The sequence below is a fragment of the Acinetobacter sp. LMB-5 genome (assembly GCF_001541635.1).
GTDB classification, from domain to species: domain Bacteria; phylum Pseudomonadota; class Gammaproteobacteria; order Pseudomonadales; family Moraxellaceae; genus Acinetobacter; species Acinetobacter pittii.
The window spans coordinates 142,474-156,508 of sequence record NZ_LRDR01000010.1; the positions used below are offsets into that span (position 1 = coordinate 142,474).

Genomic DNA, 14,035 nt, shown 5'->3' on the forward strand with positions numbered 1-14,035 from the left:
AAAATATCAACTGGTTAAGGTATGTATTTGAAAAACCATTGAAAGAAATTAGGAAATCATTTTTTGTCTCTGACTTTTTAAAGAAATTATGCAAAAATAAAAGTATGAATTTCTATTATGAATGTTGAATATTTGGGCATTTAATGCTTCCAGCCTATCCTATATCCGTTCTAGAATATTCTAAATTAACTTACATTTTTGTAGGCGTGGTAAAAGCAGTGTCTACGAGGATAAAACTGAATGAGAGCTTCTACTGTTACAATAAAAACTGAACAAGATCTGGAAAAGTTAAGAATTTCTGGACGCTTGGCTGCACAAGTTTTAGAAATGATAGGGGCATATATTAAACCGGGTGTATCTACTGAATATTTAGATAACCTGTGTAATGACTATATTGTAAATACTTTAAAAGTTATTCCTGCGAATGTGGGATATCATGGTTTTACTAAAACAATATGTACATCAGTAAATGAAGTAGTTTGCCATGGAATTCCTTCACCGAATAAGATTTTAAAAGATGGCGATATTATTAATATTGATGTCGCAATTATTAAAGATGGCTATTTTGGTGATACGAGCCGCATGTATTTTGTGGGTGATGTAAACCCGCAAGCAAAAAAACTGGTTGATACAACTTATGAAGCGATGGTTGCTGGGATTCATGCTGTTAAGCCAGGAGCTACACTAGGCGATATTGGTTATGCTATTCAGTCAGTTGCTCATCGAGAAGGGTATAGCATTGTTCGAGAGTATTGTGGTCATGGGATTGGTAAGGTTTATCATGAACAACCCAATGTTTTACATTATGGACAGCGTGGCCAAGGCTTAGTATTAAAAAAAGGTATGGTCTTTACGATTGAACCGATGATTAATGCGGGTAGACCACAGGTTAAAGAATTAAATGACGGATGGACAGTTATTACTCAAGATCTTTCGTTATCTGCGCAATGGGAACATATGGTTGCTGTAACTGACACTGGCTTTGAACTCTTAACACCTTGGCCTGAAGGTGTAGGAAACTATCCTGTAATTTAAAAATAAAAGAAGTTCGATAATTATCGAACTTCTTTTTTAAATTCATTTTAATGCTCAGAAAGATGTTCTACCAAATAATCAATAAATACTCGTACAGCAGGTAATAACCCTCGGCGTGATGGATATACGGCATGTAATATACCGTGAGGAGCTTTCCATTCCGGTAAAATTTGTACAAGCTGTCCAGATTTTAGAAAATCTTCTGCTGCGCTCTCTGGTAGTAAAGCGATCCCACAGTTTTGACTCGCTAATTGCGCCAACATATGGATATTTGTACCCATTACGATAGGGCTGACTTTGATTTTCTTTTGCTGATTGTCTGGACCATGCAAAAGGAATTGTTGATCAAGATGCTCTTCTGACAAACTTAAAATGCGATGCTCACTAAGTTGTTCTGGATTTTTTATATCTCCAAATTCATTTAGATATGCTTGACTTGCAAATAGACTCTGTTCAATAAGTGCAAACTGTCTAAGAACTAAACTTGGATCATCATCTAGTTTTGAGCGAACACGTAAAGCAATATCAATTCCTTCATTAATGACATCTACTCGACGATTGCTGACCATAAGTTGCAAACGAATTTCTGGATATTTTTTTAAGAAAGCAGGCAAAATTTTAGGCAGTTGATTTTGAGCAATATCAACAGGAACACTAACCTTTACAACACCTCTAGGTTGAATGCTTAAATGATCAACCAAATCATGAGCAGCCTGTGCAGCATTCATCATGACTTGAGCATGTCTATAAATATCCATCCCAATATCTGTAACAGCAAAATGACGAGAGCTGCGTTGAATCAGGCGAACGCCTAAGTTTTCTTCTAGGCTATATACACGACGACTTAGTTTTGATTTTGGTATATCCGTTACACGCTCAGCGGCACTAAAACCACCATGCTCAACGACGAGAGCAAAACAATAAAAATCATCAAGATCAGTGAGCATTAAAATATCCTATTTCTGCAACAACCATGATTTTACATTATTATTTTTGCAACGATAATTCTTAAACTAAATTTTTTGTAATTAAAACATATATTAAGATATTTCCTTTAATTGAGAATTTGAAATTATATTGTCATTACAATGTAATTTTATTGTGTGTTTTTTGATGAGTGGTTCTAGCCTTTTCTAGAACTTTTAATTAATTTCTTTTACACTACAATTTTCTATTCTTTTCTAATCTAATGCACTATCAATTGATTGAACTTAACGATGCTTCTGCGAATATTGAATGTCCATTTTGCAAACAAGCAATAATTGACTGGGCGCAAGAACAATATATTCAGCCATGTGAACATACTTTATTTATTGCTATGGATTTGGGGTTTGAATTTATTGCTGATCGATTTGAAGAGTGTATAGATCAAAATGTGGATGAGTTGCACGAAGATCCGAATATGAATATTTTTGAAGCTCTCACGACAACAACTTATGAAAATCTAATTATTTTAAAATCTGATTTAGGTGTGGAAAATTTATTTCGCTATGTCGGGGTAAGTGATCGTTAAAATTGAGAGTATAAAAAAGCCAATCTATTGATTGGCTTTTTTATTATTTATGCTTCTGGCGCTGCGCTATATTGTTCAACTAATGGTTTTAATTCGCCATTTTGGAACATTTCAAGCATGATATCGCTACCGCCAATAAGTTCGCCATTTACCCAAAGTTGCGGGAATGTAGGCCAGTTCGCAATTTTTGGTAAGGTTGCACGAATATCAGGGTTTTCCAAAATATTTACATATGCAAATGGACGACCAATTTGACTGAGCGCCTCTACAGCACGTGCAGAGAAACCACATTGTGGAAACTGTGGAGTGCCTTTCATGTAAAGTAAAACGGGATGCTTCGCAATTTGATCGCGGATTAACGCTTCAGTATCACGTGCTTGTTCAGTCATAAAGAGATCCTCAACTAATCTAGCAGCATTATAGGGGGTGTTCATACCGCTTTGCAAACCACCTGATTACTTAAAGTTGCATTGAATATTCAATATTTTATTGTATAAACCGAAGCGATAGCAAAAAGCGGACGAAATTTTAGATAAATGAGTGATGAGACTTTTCATCAGAGCTAGTTTTTGCTTATATAAACCCTTCCTAAAACCTCATACAGACAGAGTTCGTTATGAATGATATTACCCTAGCTCCAATACAACCTGATCAACCATCACATTTAATGGCTACTTATGGTCGCCAAGCGATCAGTTTTGTACGAGGCCGAGGAGCATATCTATATACCGAAGATGGCACAGAGTATTTAGATGCTTTAACCGGTATTGCTGTATGTGGTTTAGGTCATGCGCATCCAGTCATTGCAGAAGCAATTGCTGAACAAGCTGCAACACTTGTGCATACAAGTAACTTATTTGAGATTCCTTGGCAAACGGCAGCTGCTCAGAAGCTTGCTGAAGTTTCAGGGATGGAAGAGATCTTCTTTTCAAACAGTGGTGCAGAGTCAAATGAAGGCGCCATTAAAATTGCTCGTAAATTTGGTACTCAACAAGGTGTAAGCTCCCCAAAGATAATTGTGGCAGAGCAATCATTTCATGGTCGTACTTTAGCAACACTTTCAGCTACTGGTAATAAGAAAGTACAAGATGGTTTTGCTCCTTTAACCAATGATTTTATTCGTGTGCCATTTGGTGATGTAGAAGCAATTCAAGAAGCTGCTTTGCAGCACCCAGATATTGTTGCGATTTTGATTGAACCTATTCAAGGTGAGGGTGGTATTAATACAGCACCTCAAGGCTTTAGCTATCTTGAAGAAGTCCGCACCATATGTAATCAACATAACTGGCTAATGATGCTAGATGAAATCCAAACAGGTAACGGCCGTACCGGTAAGTATTTTGCTTATCAACATACAAACATTGTGCCTGATGTTTTGACGACTGCTAAAGGACTTGGTAATGGCTTTCCAGTAGGCGCGGTAATGACCCAAGGTAAAGCTGTTGGCTTATTAGGACCTGGTAGCCATGGGTCTACTTATGGTGGCACAGTGCTAGGTTCTCGTGTGGTTTATACAGTAATTGATACAATCCAAAAAGAGAATGCTGTAGAAAACGCGGCAGTTGTTGGTGGTTATATTGTTGATCAATTACGTGCGCAATTGGCAGATAAAAATGTGCAAGTACGTGGCTTTGGTATGATGATTGGTATTCAATTGCCTAAAGACTGCGCTGAGCTCGTTGCAATAGCTCGAGATCAACATAAACTTATTATTAATGTTACAGCTGGTTCAGTAGTGCGTTTATTACCACCAATTAATATGACTCAAGCACAGGCTGATGACTTGTTAGAGCGTTTAGTTGCTTTAATTAATAACTATCTTTAAATTTTTACATCAATAAAAAATGGGCATATAAATGCCCATTTTTTATATGAAATAATTAACCAGAGATGTACTGTTTTAATTGTTCAATGAGATTTTTCTGATCTTCCATCGCTGCTTTTACCAAGTCACCAATAGAGATAAATCCAACTAGTTTTTCATTGTCTAATACAGGTAAGTGGCGTAAGTGACGATCTGTCATAAGCTGTAAGCACTCTTCAACTGTATTGTTTAGGCTTACTGTAAGCACTTTGGATGTCATAATTTCAGCAACTGTAGTGCTATATGATGAACGTTCCATAAGCGTTACTTTTCGTGTGTAGTCACGTTCAGATAAAATTCCGACAACTTTTTCGCCCTCAGATACGACGAGTGCACCAATTCCTTTATCCGCCATAATCTTAATTGCTTCAAGGACAGTGGCTTCTGGAGAAATTGTAAAAATATCTTGTTCTGCTTTGTTCTTGATTACTTGTGCAACGATTGTCATTTCTTCTGTCCTATGTTTTATCATTTTGTTTTAAATTAGCTTGATTTTATAAAAATGCAAAGACTGGATAGTCATTCAAATACAAGTTTTACATTCAAGCGTTCAAAAAGCATTCTAATAGAGGTTAAGAACCTAAAGAAAAGTTTACGCTCCTTGCCAATTCGGATGTTTGAAAAAGAAATGTTGCATTTGCTGAGTAGATAACTTTAATTTTCTATGAGATGAATTAAACAAAGCAGGAGTGACGTTGAGTCGTGTTAAAGTTGGTAGTAAAAACTCATGGAAATCTTTAGGTGTAATTCTTCTTGGTTTGTAATGTGGCCAATGCTCTTTTGCGTAGCGATGTGCCTGCAAACCATTAAGCCAAAAAGGAAAAATAAAGTCTTCCTGATCTGATTTAATTGCCCATCCCTGATGAAATAATCCCCAAAGAACCCCGCAATACATCATGGTTCTTAAAATATAAATCTTAATCATCAAGTCTCTTGAAACCGGTTGTAGATTACTTAAACTTTTCATTGTGAATTTAAAGGTTCTAACTTGTCTTGCTTATTATAAAAAAATCAGATGACATTTCAGTTTAAACAGGTATCAAATCGTAAACAAATATTCCAGCTGTGAAATTCATATCCTTTACTTAAAGTGGCTAAAGCTTTATATAAATTGCTAGTTTTACTTATTTCCAGACGTAAAAAAACGCCACCTAGGTGACGTTTCTTTATGCTTGCATTGTGGCTAACTTTTGCCAATATTGTGCTTTAAGTGAGTCACGTTCAACACGGAAACCTTGATAATACAATTCAGCTAAAAACAGAGCAGCTTTACCGTGCCCAGCGCGAGCAACTTCTTCTAACTGTGCAACTGCATCCTGAAAATTCATTTGAGAGTGAATTGTGTTTACTGCAGTTGCGTACACATGTTCTAAATCATGATGAGAGATACGTTGAATCATAGAAAACTCCTTATTGTAATTATGATTACTTTTTCTAAAGGCTACTGCCTTTAAATTAATTTAACTTAGAATTATTAAACTAATATTACAAATTAATGGATTTGTCAACTATTGGTGCATACCAGTTAATTCACTATTAGGATACATGATTAAACATTATTCACAAATAATTTTGAGTAAAATCAATATGAGAATAAAAGACAAGGAGAATAAAATATGACAAATACTATCGATGGCTTTGTTTTTGATACTCCACCTAGAGAGGAACAAATCATAGAACTAGCCCATTATCATCGTAAACTATTAGACGAAGCGATCTTTCATCAAGAGATCCATTTAGGGGATTATTGTCTTGCTCAGCGCAAAAGAGTATTTGACTTTGCAAGGCATTTGGAACCTGCACAAAAAAACTGGTTTTATCAAGTTTATGATGGTGAACTGAGAAAAATTGCCGACGAAGACGAACTGCATCCAGCCGATGCTGAAGAAGGTTTAAGTATTTTTGCGATGTTTTTAGTCTTGGTGATTATTGCAGCAATTTTATACTTTTCCGTCATTCGTTCACTAATAAGCTAAGTATTATTATCCAGTAAGGTACGATTCTTGGCCTTACTGGATGTTTGATCTTGTGCTTATGAGTATTGAACCCTACACTACACTAATTCGAGGTAGGTCATGCTCATATTCAAACAAAATTTTCTTAAATTAAAATCTGAGTTAAAAGTTGATCAATGTTTTAACCTATTTGTGGTTATTGTCATTGGCTGTATTTTTGTGCTGTCATATTTAGCATTACTTCGGCCTATTAGTCCGGAACAATATCAACGAATTATACAACTCTCTCATCAAGCTACTTATCCTAAAACTCAGGATATGGCTGAGCTGTTAATAGCTCAATCAGAAATTCATAGAGCAGAGTATTTAAAGTTAATGCATGCATATCAATTTGAAGGTGCTCATATTAGACAATATCCAGCACTTGCTCAGGAAGATACTCAGTAAATGGGTTAATCCGGCTAAATCTTGGTTTCCAAAGCTTTTTGAGCACTATTGTGGCAGGCAAAATTTTGAATTTATGCTAAACTTTATCTTTTTAAACGCGCTGCTTTTCAAGGAATCCGCATGGAGCAACAATCGAATATGCAAAATAAATTCTTGATAGATGCTGAGATCGGTGATGACGATGTCACATTACCTAATTTACCTGCTATCGATGTTCCCATCGTTGAATCTCCTGCTAAATCACAAGAAAATATTGAAGTAGCCAAAGACGAAGTGGCTTCTACAGGAACAGCGGCTGAACAACCAAAAACTGGTTTTTTTGGCCGGATGAAAGAAGGCTTAACCAAAACTCGTCGTAATTTCGCTGATGGTATGGTCAATATCTTGATTGGCGGAAAGGAAATTGACGATGAGTTACTTGAAGAAGTCGAAGAGCAATTATTGGTTGCAGATATTGGTGTTGAAGCAACAAAAACGATCATTACCAATTTAACAGAGCGTACAGCTCGTGGTGATTTGATCTATTCCCACTCTTTATATAAAGCGTTACAAGAAGAGTTGGTTGCTTTGTTGGCTCCACGTGTTAAGCCATTGCATATTGACCCTAATAAATCACCGTATGTGATTTTGATGGTTGGGGTAAATGGAGTAGGTAAAACTACAACTATTGGTAAGTTGGCGAAACGTTTACAAGGTGAAGGTAAAAAAGTGATGTTGGCTGCTGGTGATACATTCCGCGCCGCAGCAACTGAGCAATTACAGATCTGGGGTGAACGTAACGATATCTCTGTAGTAGCTCAAGGTCATGGAGCTGATAGTGCTTCTGTTATTTTTGATGCCTTTGAAAGTGCTCGTGCTAAAGGAATTGACGTATTAATTGCGGATACGGCAGGTCGTTTACATAATAAAAGTAACTTGATGGAAGAACTCAAAAAAGTTAAACGTGTTATGCAGAAAATTGATGCAACTGCACCTCATGAAATTATGTTGGTGGTAGATGCAGGAACAGGTCAAAACGCGATTAACCAAGTACAAGAGTTTGATCAAGCTGTAGGTTTAACGGGTATTACCATTACCAAGTTGGATGGAACTGCGAAAGGTGGGGTACTCTTTAATATTGCAAGCCGCACCCATGTGCCAATTCGTTTTATTGGTGTAGGTGAAAAAATTGATGATTTAAGACCATTCTCGGCTAAATCTTTTGTTGCTGCCCTGTTTGAAACTGATAAGTAAATTGGTTGGTAACCTTAAAAAGCTTCACTAAATCGTGAAGCTTTTTTTATATGTATATCTTTTTTTATTGTTGCGAAAATAAAACGAACTGTCATATTTTTAATGCTGATTATGAAAAATGACTTTAATACACTGTATTCATTCCCAAACAACGGCCCTTGGTCAAATCAATAGGTAGGAAATAACAAAATGTCTACTTTCTTAGATAAAATTAAAAACCGTCGTACAATTTATGCAATTGGTAAAAACGTTGCATTAGATCGCACTAAAATTGAAGAAACTATTCGTGAAGCAGTTAAACATAGTCCTTCAGCTTTTAACTCACAATCTTCACGTGTAGTGACACTATACGGTGAATCTCATGCTAAATTCTGGAATTTAGTTCGTGAAGCTTTGCGTAAAATTGTTCCTGCAGAAGCTTTTGCTGGTACAAATGCAAAAATTGATAGCTTCGTAGCTGGTGTTGGTACGGTTTTATTTTATGAAGACCAAGCTGTTGTTAAAAGCTTACAAGAGCAATTCGAACTATATGCAGACAATTTCCCTGTATGGTCTGAACACTCAAGTGCAATTGCTCAATTTGCAACTTGGACTGCGCTTTCAGAGCTTGGTTTAGGTGCTTCTTTACAGCACTATAACCCAATTGTCGATGCAGACGCAGCTGAAGCATTTGATGTTCCTGCAACTTGGAAATTACGTGCTCAATTAGTATTTGGTTCGGTTGAAGCACCAGCAGGTGAAAAAGCATTTATTAATGATGCTGATCGTTTCAAAACTTTCAATTAATTTAGTTGAAATTAAAAAAAGCACCTATTTTAGGTGCTTTTTTTATGTTTTTAGAATGAATAGGAGGAATACATAAAACGAAAATTTATGAAATTCAAATGTATATTTCAAAATAATAAATCAAGAAATTAGTCGATAACTGCTTTGTCATAAAATAGTCACAATCATATTGCATATTGCTCATGATTTAATAGCTTATCAAACACAGAGAAAGAGACAGATGACTTTAAGATTAGGTGTTGCTGCAATTGGTTTATTACTCAGCGGTTCGGTATTTTCAGCAGTTACAATTACAGCACCAGAGGAAATTGTAATCCTTGCGGTGAATGGTCAGGAAGTCAACTCTGGGTTATTTCGTTCATCTAAAAATAATTATAAAGTCGATGCTGGTGAAGCAAGCTTAAGTGTGCGCTATCAAGAATACTTTGAACATTTAAGCGGGGAGCATGACATTGTTAAATCTGGAGTAGTCACAATTCAAACGCCTGCATTGCAAGATGGGAAAACTTATAAGCTTTCGATGGTAGATGTACCTAAAGATTATGAAAATGCGAAAAAATATGCTGAACAACCAACAGTTGCTTTATACAGTGCAAATAATGAATTAATTGTGAAACAAACGGGCGCAAACAATGAAGCAAAACCATGGTTTGCAACTGGCTTGTTGGGTAAAGTAACTGACTTTACAACTAGATCATCTAAGCCACAGCCTGAAGCAGTATATGCATCGGCTAAACCTACTTCCGCTCAAGTTGTTGTGCCAACTGCAACGTCTATGGCAGCAACAGGTGGAGTACAAACGAATGATCAACGTTTAGTTGAAACTTGGCAGAAAGCATCTAAAGCTGAGCGTCAAAAATTCATGGCATGGTTAGCTGAACAATCAAATTAATTAATTGCTATTTAAAATAAAGCCGATTTAATATCGGCTTTATTTTTAGAATTTTTATAAATAGCCTAAGTGTACTTTATGAATAATTTAAAATTTCGTTTATCTTCATTTGCTGATATTCCACAGCTTGTAGATTTAATTAATAAGTCTTATCGAGAACAGCAGGGTCGAAGTTGGACAACAGAGCTAGAGTGGGTAAAAGGAGTGCGTATTACAGAGCATCAATTAGAAGAACAACTACAACTTATGAATTCAGCATTATTGGTAGCGGAAACTGAATTTTCTAAAATTGTTGCGTGTATTGGGCTCACATTTGAAAATAGTCAGGTTGAGATTGGAACATTCTGTACGGATCCTCAAGTTCAAAATATGAGAGTAGGTCGGTCTGTTTTAGAATATGCAGAGCAATATGCATTGAAAGAAGATCCACATCTGACTAACGCCGTAATGCATGTACTCGATGTCCGTTCTGAATTGATAGCTTATTATGAAAGACGTGGATATGTGAAAACGGGTAATGAACAGCCATATCCAGTTGAGGCAAATGTAGGCGTGCCAAGGGTGCCTATTAAATTGGTTAAAATGAAAAAAGACCTCATTTGAGGTCTTTTTGATTTAGGTTAGAAACCAGATGTAATAGCCTAAAAGCATGAGAGGCCAAGCCACCCATGGGCTAAATAGCCATTTCCATAGCCAGAAGTTGGGTACGAAACCCACTCCATAAATAAAACCACCAGAAATACCAATCATCACCAGCATAAGCTGGCTATGATTGTAATGTCCGTTAGCATCTAGCATGAGTGAAGGGTAAACCAACAAAATTGCAGCAAGAGGCAATGCCAACAGAAAAGAAAGGGCCATTGCAAATGCTTGAGCTTTTCGATGATTTGATGCTGCCATTGCTTTTGCCATCATTTATTCCTCATCTAAATTTTGATGATGTTCGATATAAAGTGCACTGAGTACACCCGCAAAACATGCCATCAAAATGCCTAGGATCCATGCGAAATACCACATTGTGTTCTCCTTAATACAAGCTATGCGAGTTTGACTCGATGTGTTTATTGGTAATGACTCCCCACATTTTGTAATAAGACCAACTGGTATAGATCAAAATAAGAGGAACAAAAATGCAGGCTGCGACAGTCATAACGCCTAACGTAAGATGACTTGATACAGCATCCCACATCGTCAAACTAGAATTAGGATTAATACTAGATGGAAGCAGGAACGGAAATAGGGCAAAGCCAGCAGTTAAAATTGCTCCTACAATCATTAAACTTGTGCCAGTAAAACTTAAGCCCGCTTTTGCTTTTGAGGATGCAAAAATTGCAATGATGGCGCCTAATATTGCAAGAACTGGAGCAACTTTAGTCACTGGATAGGTGGTGTAATTATTCATCCAACCAGGATTGCTATTAGTCACCACTTCTTTAGCTAAAGGGTTAAGCGCAGCATTTGGGTCTATAGCAACAGCATAGCTATAACCTGGCACTTGCCCGAAATAGAGCCATGCTCCAATCACAAGGAAACAAATTAAAAATATAATTGCCATAATTTGAGTAGCTTTGGCAGAGCGTTGTTTTAAAGCTTCATCTGTGCGCAACATGAGCCATGCACCACCATGTGCACAAAGCATAGATAAACTCACAACACCGCAAACTAGGGCAAATGGATTGAGAAGAGCAAAAAAGCTGCCAGTATATTCAGAGCGTAAAGTATCGTCTAACCCGAATGGTAGTCCTAGAAATAAGTTGCCGAACGCTACACCAAACACAAGCGCTGGAACGGCACCACCAATGCACAGGCCCCAATCCCAAGAATTACGCCACTTTGTATTATCTAGTTTAGAACGATAATCGAAGCCGACTGGTCTTAGGAAAAGTGCGAATAAAACTAATAACAGTGCCCAGTACATGCCAGAGAAGGCAACAGAATAGACCATTGGCCAAGCAGCAAATAGTGCACCGCCCGCCGTAATAAACCAGACCTGATTCCCATCCCAGTGTGGTGCAATCGTGTTGATTGCAGCACGGCGTTCGCTATCGGTTTTTCCAACGAAAGGCATGAGAGCCATAGAACCCATATCAAAGCCATCAGTCAGAGCAAAGCCGATCAGTAGTACGCCAACTAACACCCACCAAATGATTTTTAATAATTCATATTCAATCATGATAAGGCCTCCCCATTAACAGATGCTTTTGGTTCTTGCTTTTCAAAATGATATTTGCCAGTGTGCAGAGAACTTGGCCCTAAACGAGCAAATTTGATCATTAAATACATTTCAATAATTAAAAGCGCTGTATAGAACGCTGCTAAGGCAAGAATCGAACCCCATACGTCACCAGTACTTAAACTAGAAGTAGATAGGTGGGTTGGTAAGATTTCACCAATTGACCATGGTTGACGTCCTCCTTCAGCTACATACCAACCAGTTTGTGCAGCAATCCAAGGAAGCGGCAGTGCAAACAATGCATATTTAAGTAGCCAAGGTTTGTTTTCAGCATTTCTTTTTGCTACCGCCCAAGTCGCTAAAATGAAAAGTAATAGCATTAAGAAGCCAGAGGCAACCATGGCGCGGAAAGAGAAAAATAGCGCTGTAACATTTGGAACAGTATCTTTTACAGCAGCTTTAATATTTTGCTCGCTTGCATCAACTACATTTGGTGCATATTTCTTAAGAAGTAGGCCATAACCTAGATCTTTTTGATTTTTCTCAAAAGAAGCCAATAACTCTGGTGAGCGATCGCCTGCACGTAATTTTTCAAGTTCAGCATAGGCAAGCATACCGTTACGAATACGGACTTCATGCTGTTGCATGAGGTCTTTAAGACCAGTAACTTCTTTGGTTGTTGAGCGAGTTGCAATTAAACCTAATGCGTAGGGAATTTTAACTGCATAATCTGTCCGCATTTCTTCATGATTTGGTACGCCAAACAAGGTAAATGGAGCAGGAGCAGGGTGAGTATCCCATTCGGCTTCAATCGCAGCGAGTTTAGTTTTTTGAACATCACCTAGCTCATAGCCAGATTCATCACCTAACAAAATCACTGAAAGTGTAGATGCAAGACCGAAAATTGCAGCAATTGCAAATGAACGACGTGCAAAAGGTAGATCACGTTTTTTAAGCAAGTAGTAGCTTGAGATAGCAAGTACAAAAATTGCACCAGTTACATAACCCGCAGATACAGTATGGACGAATTTAACCTGAGCTACAGGGTTAAAGATAAGCGCGCCGAAATCAACTAGTTCCATACGCATCGTTTCAAAGTTAAATGCAGCACCTACTGGGTTTTGCATCCAACCATTCGCCACTAAAATCCAGAGCGCTGACATGTTAGAACCTAAAGCGACTAACCATGTTACGCCTAGATGCTGAACCTTCGTTAACCGGTCCCATCCAAAGAAAAATAGACCTATAAATGTCGATTCAAGGAAGAATGCCATAAGGCCTTCAATTGCTAATGGTGCACCGAAAATATCACCTACATAGTGAGAGTAATAAGCCCAGTTTGTTCCAAACTGGAACTCCATTGTTAAGCCAGTTGTAACTCCTAAAGCAAAGTTAATACCAAATAATTTTCCCCAAAATTTAGTCATATCTTTGTAAATTTCTTTACCAGAAATGACATAAGTGGTTTCCATGATGGCAAGGATAAATGCCAAACCTAAAGTTAAAGGGACGAAAAGAAAGTGATACATTGCGGTCATTGCAAATTGAAACCGCGAAAGATCAACCACGCTTTCAGAAATCATCAACGTGTCTCCTTAATGTTGGAAATGTTATCGCCAGCAATATGCTCAGCGACCTGATTGTCGAAATTTTTGGGGATGGTGGGAGCATCAAACCAAATATGTTTAATCGTTAAAAGAAGTACTATTTTTATTATTAGAATAATAGTGATTTCTTTAATTAAACGACTATTAAGATTTTTAAAATAAAGGCTCATATATTAAACCTCATTTGATAATAATTTCATTATTAATCAAAACATAATAAAAATAAACATTAAATATATTTAAAATGAATATTTAAATAATTAGTTTATATAAAACAATATCTTATTATTTTAAAATGAATATCATACTAAAATAGTTTGAATTGATTATTAATTCCTACTAAAACACTTGTAAATAAAAATATAAAGTTTATTAAAATAGTTTGTTTTTATTTAATACCAACTAAAATGGTTGTATATAATATTTATTAAATTTATTTCCAACTAAGGTGCTCGGAATAATAATTAATTAAAAAGAAAAATAATAAAATGCAGGCGTAATGAAGCCTGCAAAAAGTGATAGGAAACTAC

At 36.8% G+C, this 14,035-nt stretch carries 19 protein-coding genes; 9 read left to right on the plus strand and 10 right to left on the minus strand.

Annotated features, from left to right (window positions below):
- Positions 1–240: 240 nt before the first annotated feature.
- Complete coding sequence (gene map, locus AW165_RS15115) at positions 241–1,035, plus strand: type I methionyl aminopeptidase (RefSeq protein WP_002121088.1); 795 nt, start codon at positions 241–243, stop codon at positions 1,033–1,035.
- A gap of 47 nt (positions 1,036–1,082) precedes the next feature.
- Here map and AW165_RS15120 read toward each other — a convergent pair whose 3' ends face one another.
- A complete protein-coding gene (locus tag AW165_RS15120; RefSeq protein WP_002120927.1) occupies positions 1,083–1,982 on the minus strand; it encodes a LysR family transcriptional regulator in 900 nt (299 codons plus the stop codon).
- A gap of 242 nt (positions 1,983–2,224) precedes the next feature.
- Here AW165_RS15120 and AW165_RS15125 point away from each other — a divergent pair, with 242 nt between their 5' ends.
- Complete coding sequence (locus AW165_RS15125; protein WP_060466304.1) at positions 2,225–2,548, plus strand: hypothetical protein; 324 nt, start codon at positions 2,225–2,227, stop codon at positions 2,546–2,548.
- Between the two features lie 47 nt (positions 2,549–2,595).
- Here AW165_RS15125 and grxD read toward each other — a convergent pair whose 3' ends face one another.
- Positions 2,596–2,937 (minus strand): Grx4 family monothiol glutaredoxin, encoded by a 342-nt coding sequence (gene grxD, locus AW165_RS15130; RefSeq protein ID WP_002120913.1) that lies wholly within the window; start codon positions 2,935–2,937, stop codon positions 2,596–2,598.
- Between the two features lie 227 nt (positions 2,938–3,164).
- Here grxD and AW165_RS15135 point away from each other — a divergent pair, with 227 nt between their 5' ends.
- Entirely contained in the window at positions 3,165–4,373 is a 1,209-nt protein-coding gene (locus AW165_RS15135; protein ID WP_002121101.1) for an aspartate aminotransferase family protein, read from the plus strand.
- Positions 4,374–4,428: 55 nt separating this feature from the next.
- On the opposite strand, the gene AW165_RS15140 is transcribed toward AW165_RS15135, so the two are convergent.
- The 3 genes from AW165_RS15140 to AW165_RS15150 all read right to left on the minus strand — a co-directional run bounded on the left by AW165_RS15140 (position 4,429) and on the right by AW165_RS15150 (position 5,812).
- Positions 4,429–4,860, minus strand: coding sequence for a CBS domain-containing protein (locus AW165_RS15140; protein WP_032036362.1), 432 nt, complete (start codon positions 4,858–4,860; stop codon positions 4,429–4,431).
- A 144-nt stretch (positions 4,861–5,004) separates the two neighbouring features.
- Positions 5,005–5,379 (minus strand): DUF2750 domain-containing protein, encoded by a 375-nt coding sequence (locus AW165_RS15145; RefSeq protein WP_060466305.1) that lies wholly within the window; start codon positions 5,377–5,379, stop codon positions 5,005–5,007.
- 199 nt (positions 5,380–5,578) lie between these two features.
- Positions 5,579–5,812: a hypothetical protein gene (locus tag AW165_RS15150; RefSeq protein WP_002121063.1), complete on the minus strand. Its 234-nt coding sequence runs from the start codon at positions 5,810–5,812 to the stop codon at positions 5,579–5,581.
- A gap of 216 nt (positions 5,813–6,028) precedes the next feature.
- Here AW165_RS15150 and AW165_RS15155 point away from each other — a divergent pair, with 216 nt between their 5' ends.
- The 6 genes from AW165_RS15155 (at position 6,029) to AW165_RS15180 (ending at position 10,328) form a co-directional block, all read left to right on the plus strand.
- A complete protein-coding gene (locus AW165_RS15155) occupies positions 6,029–6,388 on the plus strand; it encodes a hypothetical protein (RefSeq protein WP_002120892.1) in 360 nt (119 codons plus the stop codon).
- Positions 6,389–6,487: 99 nt separating this feature from the next.
- On the plus strand, positions 6,488–6,814 hold the full coding sequence (locus AW165_RS15160; RefSeq protein ID WP_002120920.1) for a hypothetical protein: 327 nt from the start codon (positions 6,488–6,490) through the stop codon (positions 6,812–6,814).
- 120 nt (positions 6,815–6,934) lie between these two features.
- Positions 6,935–8,047, plus strand: coding sequence for a signal recognition particle-docking protein FtsY (ftsY, locus tag AW165_RS15165; RefSeq protein WP_005068978.1), 1,113 nt, complete (start codon positions 6,935–6,937; stop codon positions 8,045–8,047).
- 189 nt (positions 8,048–8,236) lie between these two features.
- Positions 8,237–8,833: a nitroreductase family protein gene (locus tag AW165_RS15170; protein WP_002121011.1), complete on the plus strand. Its 597-nt coding sequence runs from the start codon at positions 8,237–8,239 to the stop codon at positions 8,831–8,833.
- A gap of 220 nt (positions 8,834–9,053) precedes the next feature.
- Positions 9,054–9,725, plus strand: coding sequence for a DUF2057 domain-containing protein (locus tag AW165_RS15175; RefSeq protein WP_060466306.1), 672 nt, complete (start codon positions 9,054–9,056; stop codon positions 9,723–9,725).
- Between the two features lie 78 nt (positions 9,726–9,803).
- Positions 9,804–10,328, plus strand: coding sequence for a GNAT family N-acetyltransferase (locus tag AW165_RS15180; protein WP_060466307.1), 525 nt, complete (start codon positions 9,804–9,806; stop codon positions 10,326–10,328).
- Positions 10,329–10,340: 12 nt separating this feature from the next.
- Here the strand turns inward: AW165_RS15180 and AW165_RS15185 are convergent, their stop codons facing one another.
- From AW165_RS15185 to cydP, 5 genes are read right to left on the minus strand one after another with little or no spacing between them, the layout of a single operon-like run.
- Entirely contained in the window at positions 10,341–10,640 is a 300-nt protein-coding gene (locus AW165_RS15185) for a cyd operon YbgE family protein (protein ID WP_081037740.1), read from the minus strand.
- Entirely contained in the window at positions 10,641–10,742 is a 102-nt protein-coding gene (gene cydX / locus AW165_RS15190; protein WP_000270276.1) for a cytochrome bd-I oxidase subunit CydX, read from the minus strand.
- 10 nt (positions 10,743–10,752) lie between these two features.
- Positions 10,753–11,898, minus strand: a complete 1,146-nt coding sequence (gene cydB, locus AW165_RS15195) for a cytochrome d ubiquinol oxidase subunit II (protein WP_060466308.1) — start codon at positions 11,896–11,898, stop codon at positions 10,753–10,755.
- Positions 11,895–13,481: a cytochrome ubiquinol oxidase subunit I gene (locus AW165_RS15200; protein WP_060466309.1), complete on the minus strand. Its 1,587-nt coding sequence runs from the start codon at positions 13,479–13,481 to the stop codon at positions 11,895–11,897. The genes cydB and AW165_RS15200 overlap by 4 nt, the downstream gene beginning before the upstream one ends.
- On the minus strand, positions 13,481–13,675 hold the full coding sequence (gene cydP, locus AW165_RS15205; RefSeq protein WP_005306157.1) for a cytochrome oxidase putative small subunit CydP: 195 nt from the start codon (positions 13,673–13,675) through the stop codon (positions 13,481–13,483). The genes AW165_RS15200 and cydP overlap by 1 nt, the downstream gene beginning before the upstream one ends.
- Positions 13,676–14,035: the final 360 nt, after the last annotated feature.

Excerpts from the sequence above, each read along its gene's own strand:
- map (WP_002121088.1), top strand. The coding sequence starts at position 241 with ATGAGAGCTTCTACTGTTACAATAAAAACTGAACAAGATCTGGAAAAG.
- AW165_RS15120 (WP_002120927.1), bottom strand. The coding sequence starts at position 1,982 with ATGCTCACTGATCTTGATGATTTTTATTGTTTTGCTCTCGTCGTTGAG.
- AW165_RS15125 (WP_060466304.1), top strand. The coding sequence starts at position 2,225 with ATGCACTATCAATTGATTGAACTTAACGATGCTTCTGCGAATATTGAA.
- grxD (WP_002120913.1), bottom strand. The coding sequence starts at position 2,937 with ATGACTGAACAAGCACGTGATACTGAAGCGTTAATCCGCGATCAAATT.
- AW165_RS15135 (WP_002121101.1), top strand. The coding sequence starts at position 3,165 with ATGAATGATATTACCCTAGCTCCAATACAACCTGATCAACCATCACAT.
- AW165_RS15140 (WP_032036362.1), bottom strand. The coding sequence starts at position 4,860 with ATGACAATCGTTGCACAAGTAATCAAGAACAAAGCAGAACAAGATATT.
- AW165_RS15145 (WP_060466305.1), bottom strand. The coding sequence starts at position 5,379 with ATGAAAAGTTTAAGTAATCTACAACCGGTTTCAAGAGACTTGATGATT.
- AW165_RS15150 (WP_002121063.1), bottom strand. The coding sequence starts at position 5,812 with ATGATTCAACGTATCTCTCATCATGATTTAGAACATGTGTACGCAACT.
- AW165_RS15155 (WP_002120892.1), top strand. The coding sequence starts at position 6,029 with ATGACAAATACTATCGATGGCTTTGTTTTTGATACTCCACCTAGAGAG.
- AW165_RS15160 (WP_002120920.1), top strand. The coding sequence starts at position 6,488 with ATGCTCATATTCAAACAAAATTTTCTTAAATTAAAATCTGAGTTAAAA.
- ftsY (WP_005068978.1), top strand. The coding sequence starts at position 6,935 with ATGGAGCAACAATCGAATATGCAAAATAAATTCTTGATAGATGCTGAG.
- AW165_RS15170 (WP_002121011.1), top strand. The coding sequence starts at position 8,237 with ATGTCTACTTTCTTAGATAAAATTAAAAACCGTCGTACAATTTATGCA.
- AW165_RS15175 (WP_060466306.1), top strand. The coding sequence starts at position 9,054 with ATGACTTTAAGATTAGGTGTTGCTGCAATTGGTTTATTACTCAGCGGT.
- AW165_RS15180 (WP_060466307.1), top strand. The coding sequence starts at position 9,804 with ATGAATAATTTAAAATTTCGTTTATCTTCATTTGCTGATATTCCACAG.
- AW165_RS15185 (WP_081037740.1), bottom strand. The coding sequence starts at position 10,640 with ATGATGGCAAAAGCAATGGCAGCATCAAATCATCGAAAAGCTCAAGCA.
- cydX (WP_000270276.1), bottom strand. The coding sequence starts at position 10,742 with ATGTGGTATTTCGCATGGATCCTAGGCATTTTGATGGCATGTTTTGCG.
- cydB (WP_060466308.1), bottom strand. The coding sequence starts at position 11,898 with ATGATTGAATATGAATTATTAAAAATCATTTGGTGGGTGTTAGTTGGC.
- AW165_RS15200 (WP_060466309.1), bottom strand. The coding sequence starts at position 13,481 with ATGATTTCTGAAAGCGTGGTTGATCTTTCGCGGTTTCAATTTGCAATG.
- cydP (WP_005306157.1), bottom strand. The coding sequence starts at position 13,675 with ATGAGCCTTTATTTTAAAAATCTTAATAGTCGTTTAATTAAAGAAATC.